We start from the raw sequence: 4,990 nt of genomic DNA, 5'->3' as shown, positions 1-4,990 counted from the left end.
CTCGATCTGCGCGCCCAGCTCCACCACGCGGTTCGGCGGCAGGCCGAAGAACGAGGTAGCGCTGCGGGCATTGCGCGACATCACCGAGAACAGGCGCTCGCGCCAGATGGCCATCCCCCGCTTCTTGGACGCGATGAGCGTTTCGCGGCCCAGGAAGTAGCTGGTTTCCATGGTCCTCAGCGGCAGGTCGGGGTTCTGGATCGCCGCCAGCGCCGTGGGGATGTCGGGGTTCTCGGTAAAGCCGTAGCGCAGGATCACCCGGTACAGGCCGTGGCTCAGCGGCTCCACGGTCGTGCGCTCGCTGGCGTCCACGAAGGGCACCTCCTCCGTTTCCACCGTGAGCAGCACCACGCGCGCGTGAAGCACCTTGTTGTGCATCAGGTTGTGAAGCAGCGCGGGCGGGGTGCCCTGCGAGTTGCCGTACATGTACACGGCCGTGCCGGGAACGCGGGTGAACGCGTTCTTTTCCAGGTCGTCCATGAACATGGCCAGCGGCAGCGTGCGGCTCTGCAGGCGGTCGGCCAGGATCTGCCGCCCCGTTTTCCACGTGGTCATGCAGACGAAGAACGCCGCGGCGATCACCAGCGGGAACCAGCCACCGTGCGGGATCTTCACGATGTTGGCTCCCCAGAAGCCCAGGTCCACGACCAGGAACCCGGCACACAGCAGCCCCACCTTCCACGGCGCCCACCCGAAGCGCTGGCTGGCCACGAAAGCGAACAGGACGGTGGTGAAGACCATGTCGGTGGTCACCGCCACCCCGTACGCCGCCGCCAGGTTGCCGCTCGTGCGGAAGCCCAGCACCAGGCCGATGCAGGCGAACATCAGCAGCCAGTTGATGGACGGAATGTAGATCTGCCCGATCTGCCGCTCCGACGTGTGCTCGATGTGAAGCCGGGGAAGGTAGCCCAGCTGCACGGCCTGCCGCGTAAGCGAGAACGCCCCGGAGATCACGGCCTGCGAGGCGATCACCGTGGCCGCCGTGGTCAAGCCAACCAGCGGATACAGCGCCCACTTGGGCGCCATCAGGAAGAACGGGTGCTCGATGGCGGCCGGGTCGCCCAGGATCAGAGCGCCCTGCCCGAAGTAGTTCAGGATCAGGCAGGGAAGCACGATGGTGAACCAGGTGGCGCGGATGGGCTTCTTTCCGAAGTGCCCCATGTCGGCGTACAGCGCCTCGCCGCCGGTGACCACCAGGAACACCGAGCCCAGCACGAAGAAGCCCGACCAGCCGTTGCGGGCAAAGAACTCGATGCCGTGCACCGGATTGATGGCCCACAGCACCTCGGGCCGCCGTACCAGCTGGTTGAGCCCCAGCGCGCCCAGCGTAAGGAACCACACCAGCGTCACGGGCCCGAACACGCGCCCGATGCCGGCCGTTCCCCGCGACTGCACCGCGAAGATGCCCACCAGGATGGTGATGGTAATGGGCAGCACGTACGGCGAGAACAGGGGCGTGGCCACCTCCAGCCCCTCCACCGCGGAGAGCACGGAGACCGCCGGCGTGATCATGCTGTCGCCGTACAGCAGCGACGCGCCGAACAGCCCCACCAGCACCAGCACCCAGCGCCGGCTTCCCGGGCGCATCCTGCGCTGCGGCGCCACCAGCGCGGTAAGGGCGATCATGCCGCCTTCGCCGCGGTTGTCGGCCCGCATGACGAAGAGCAGGTACTTGATGGAGATGACGATGATCAGCGCCCAGAAGACCAGCGACATCACGCCCAGCACGTTGTCGCGCGTGGGGGAAAGCCCGTAGTGCTCGCCGAGCGCTTCGCGGATGGCGTAGATGGGGCTGGTGCCGATGTCGCCGTACACCACGCCCAGGGCGGTCAGCGCCAGGACGTAGAAATAGTTGCCGGAAGGTTCGGCATGGGTATTCGTGCTCACGGGATCCCGGGATGCGGAACGCCAGCGGCGCCCATTCGGTGCGCCGCCGGTTACGAGCGGCCCTCTACAGCCGGTTCCGTGCCCACGCTTCACGACTGCTCCGGCTACCAGGGCGCGCGACAACCTTGTGAGCGTGAGGTCCCACGTCAACGTCGTACGAGCAAGGCGCCGAACCGGTTGCGAGTTGCTGCCGACGCGGATCAATCCGCCGCGACGAAGCGGAAGCCCCGACACAGGGCCGCTCGTTGCGCATCCTGTTCGGGGCTTCACCTTTACGCGTGCCCGAGCCTGCCGGCGCGCGATCGAATTCTCCCTCTCCCCTGCGAAGCGGGGGAGAGGGCCGGGGAGAGGGGGCTCCCGCGGCATGCGAGGCAGTCCGTCGAACCTCGCCCGAAGTCCTCCCCTCTCCCGGCGCAGTTTGCCGGGGGAGGGGCCGGGGGAGGGGCCCACCCGCGGCATGCGAGGCAGTCCGTCGAACCTCGCTCGAAGTTCTCCCCTCTCCCGGCGGAGTTTGCCCGGGGAGGGGCCGGGACCGTCAGTCGCTGTCGGCGCCGTCGGTGGCGGCGACGATCCCGCGCATCCCCAGCACTTCCTTGACGCGCGCCTCGATGTCGGCGGCCACCTGCGGGTTCTCCTGCAGGAAGCTCTTGGCGTTCTCGCGCCCCTGGCCCAGCCGCACGTCGCCGTACGAGAACCAGGCGCCGGACTTGTTGATGACGTCCGACTCCACGCCCAGGTCCACCACGATGCCATGGTGGTCGATGCCCACGTTGAACATGATGTCGAAGTCCGCCTGCTTGAAGGGCGGCGCCACCTTGTTCTTGACGATCTTCGCACGCGTCTTGTTGCCCACCAGCACCTCGCGGTCCTTGATGGACCCGATACGGCGGATGTCGATGCGCAGCGAGGCGTAGAACTTCAGCGCGCGGCCGCCCGTCGTGGTCTCGGGGCTGCCGAACATCACGCCGATCTTTTCGCGGATCTGGTTGGTGAAGATCACCGTGGTCTGCGAGCGGTTGATGGCGCCCGTCAGCTTGCGGAGCGCCTGGCTCATCAGCCGCGCCTGCAGGCCCACGTGGCTGTCGCCCATTTCGCCCTCGATTTCGGCGCGGGGCACCAGCGCCGCCACCGAGTCGATCACTACCACCTCCACCGCGCTCGAGCGCACCAGCACCTCGGCGATCTCCAGCGCCTGCTCGCCCGTGTCGGGCTGCGACACCAGCAGGTTGTCTACGTCCACGCCCAGCTTGCGGGCGTACTCGATGTCGAGCGCGTGCTCGGCGTCGATGAACGCGGCCACGCCGCCCGCCTTCTGCGAGTTGGCGATCACGTGAAGGCAGAGCGTGGTCTTACCTGACGACTCCGGCCCGTAGATCTCGGTGATGCGCCCGCGCGGAATGCCGCCGATGCCGATGGCGGCATCGAGGTTGATGGCGCCCGTGGGGATGGCCGAGATCGCCACCCGGGGGCCGTTGACCCCCATCCGCATGATGGAGCCCTTGCCATAGGCCTTTTCGATCTGGCCAATGGCCACGTTCAGGGCCTTGCGCTTGTCCTCGGCGATGTCGACGGCCATTGGTTTTCCCTGTTGGAAGCTCGTTCAGAAAGCCGCCGGGCGGCTGTGCGGACGGATACACCGGACGCCGTACGGCGTTCCCGAAGATAAAGCGAAAGTTTACACGTTCGCGGCACGATGCACAAGGGTTTTCGCGGGGCAAGTTGCCGCGGGGTCCTCGCTATCCCAGAAGCTCCCCGACGGCCTCCGAAAAGGCGCCGGAGGCCTGCTCGATCCCCGCGTCGTCCACGTCCAGGTGCGTCACGGCCCTCAGCCGCCGCGGACCGAACTGCACCATGCGCACGCCCCGGCGTTCCAGCGCCGCCAGCAGCGCAGCCGGATCCAGCCGCGGCTCGCGAAGATCGATCATCACGATGCTCGTTTCCGGCTGGGCGGCGGCTACGCCTTCCACGCTCGACACGGCGGCGGCCAGTTCCTTCGCCCGCCGATGGTCCTCTTGCAGCCGGGGAAAGTGGTTGCGAAGCGCGTACAGCCCCGCCGCCGCCAGGATCCCCGCCTGGCGCATGCCTCCACCCAGCCGGCGCCGCACCCGCCACGCGCGCTCCATCGTCTCCGCATTGCCGGCCAGCATGGAGCCCACCGGCGCACCCAGGCCCTTGGAAAGCGCGAACATCACCGTGTCCGCGTGCGCCGCATAGTCGCGCATGGGCACGCCCGAGGCGACCGACGCGTTGGAAAGGCGCGCGCCGTCCAGGTGCACCCGCACTCCACGCTCGCGGGCCACGGCCACGATCGCGGCCATCTGGTCGAGCGGCAGCACCTTACCGCCCGCGCTGTTGTGGGTGTTCTCCAGGCACAGCAGCGACGTCTGCGGCACGTACGGCGACGGCGGGCGGATGTGCTCCGCCACCAGCTCCGGGGTCAGCAGGCCGTCCGGCGTGGGCACGGCATGCAGCTGGATGCCGCCCCAGGCCGCCGCCGCGCCCTCCTCGTAGTTCAGGATGTGCCCCGACGCCTCGATCACGGCCTCGGTCCCCGGCCGGCCCAGCACCAGCAGCGCGGCGGTGTTGGCCATGATGCCGCTGGGAAAGAACAGCGCGGCCTCCTTGCCCACCAGCTCCGCCGCCTCCCGCTCCAGTTCCGCCACCGTGGGATCGTCGCCCAGCACCGCGTCGCCCACCTCGGCCTCGGCGATGGCGCGGCGCATTGCCGGCGTGGGCCGCGTAACGGTATCGGAACGGAGGTCTACGGTGCTTTCGGCGCGTGCGGGCATCGACGGCTCTCGGCGGGTTCAGAAGGAGCCGAAAGATCCCGCGAACCGGCCGCCGATGCAAGAGACGGCAACGGCCACGGCTCCGCCTTCGCGAGCACGCGATAGCGGTTTCCAAACATCGGCCAGTACGACTCGTACCCGCTGCCGATGAACCCCATGTTCCTGCTCCTCGTCGGATGGTGAGTCGCCCTCGCGGATTCCCGCGCATTCCCGCAGATTCCCGCAGATTCCCGCAGATTCCCGCAGATTCCCGCAGATTCCCGCAGATTCCCGCAGATTCCCGCAGATTCCCGCAGATTCCCCGCAGATTCCCG

At 68.2% G+C, this 4,990-nt stretch carries 3 protein-coding genes; all 3 read right to left on the bottom strand.

Annotated elements, in window-relative coordinates:
• A partial coding sequence (locus VIB55_RS03160; RefSeq protein ID WP_331875213.1) for a potassium transporter Kup occupies positions 1 to 1,887 on the bottom strand: 1,887 nt, incomplete at its 3' end.
• Positions 1,888 to 2,422: 535 nt separating this feature from the next.
• Positions 2,423 to 3,463 carry a recombinase RecA gene (recA, locus tag VIB55_RS03155; RefSeq protein WP_331875212.1) on the bottom strand — a complete coding sequence of 347 codons (1,041 nt, stop codon included), beginning with the start codon at positions 3,461 to 3,463 and terminating at the stop codon, positions 2,423 to 2,425.
• Positions 3,464 to 3,623: 160 nt separating this feature from the next.
• Positions 3,624 to 4,676 carry a GntG family PLP-dependent aldolase gene (locus VIB55_RS03150; RefSeq protein ID WP_331875211.1) on the bottom strand — a complete coding sequence of 351 codons (1,053 nt, stop codon included), beginning with the start codon at positions 4,674 to 4,676 and terminating at the stop codon, positions 3,624 to 3,626.
• Between the last annotated feature and the right edge of the window lie 314 nt (positions 4,677 to 4,990).

The organism is Longimicrobium sp., assembly GCF_036554565.1.
In the GTDB taxonomy this organism is placed as follows: Bacteria; Gemmatimonadota; Gemmatimonadetes; order Longimicrobiales; family Longimicrobiaceae; genus Longimicrobium.
The sequence above is the reverse complement of the archived record's forward strand: the minus strand, read 5'-3'. Positions and strand labels throughout refer to the sequence as shown.

Bases quoted from the DNA above. Each gene is read 5' to 3' on its own strand.
- recA (WP_331875212.1), bottom strand. From the start codon at position 3,463: ATGGCCGTCGACATCGCCGAGGACAAGCGCAAGGCCCTGAACGTGGCC.
- VIB55_RS03150 (WP_331875211.1), bottom strand. From the start codon at position 4,676: ATGCCCGCACGCGCCGAAAGCACCGTAGACCTCCGTTCCGATACCGTT.